The sequence below is a fragment of the Desulfurellaceae bacterium genome, assembly GCA_021296095.1.
GTDB lineage: Bacteria > Desulfobacterota > Binatia > Bin18 > Bin18 > JAAXHF01.
Map to the genome: position 1 here is coordinate 16,496 of JAGWBB010000097.1, position 496 is coordinate 16,991.

The 496-nt window shown below is 62.9% G+C and carries 1 protein-coding gene; it reads left to right on the forward strand.

The features are described 5' to 3' along the window. Window positions 1-376, forward strand: a 376-nt coding sequence (locus J4F42_18640) for a hypothetical protein (protein MCE2487537.1), incomplete at its 5' end; no start/stop codon positions are given. Between the last annotated feature and the right edge of the window lie 120 nt (window positions 377-496).

Sequence of the window (496 nt, forward strand, 5' to 3'; positions counted from 1 at the left end):
TATTCCGCCCGGCTTCTCCCAGTTCTGGCTGCTGGAGAAGCGCTACAGCACGACCAGACCGGGTGGCCGGGCGCGGACCAGACCGTCGCTCGATAACTATCCGTTCGACCGCTTTACGCCTCCGGTCGAGACCGAGCGACCTGTAACGGGGAACGATGATGACCACTTTATCGAGAAGAGATCATCGTTCCCCGTTCTGGAGGAGAAACTGCTGATCGTCCTGCGCGAGCCGCCCCAGCGGCCCGACGGCAAGGGCGACGTGCTGTCCTACCACCTGCGCGAGGCCGAAGCGCTGCGTGCGGCCGAGGCGTATACGCGCCGGTCTCAGCGCCGGGCAGTCGTCGCGCTGTTGCTGTGGGATGAGTTCTGGTTTTAGAAGGAAGCGGCATCATTGTCCTTGCAGCCGGGTCACACTACTCCGGACTTCGCGGCAAAAGATTGCCGCCTGTTCCTTTCTGCCCATCTTCTCCAAGCCCTCGGCAAAGCGGCCGCACAG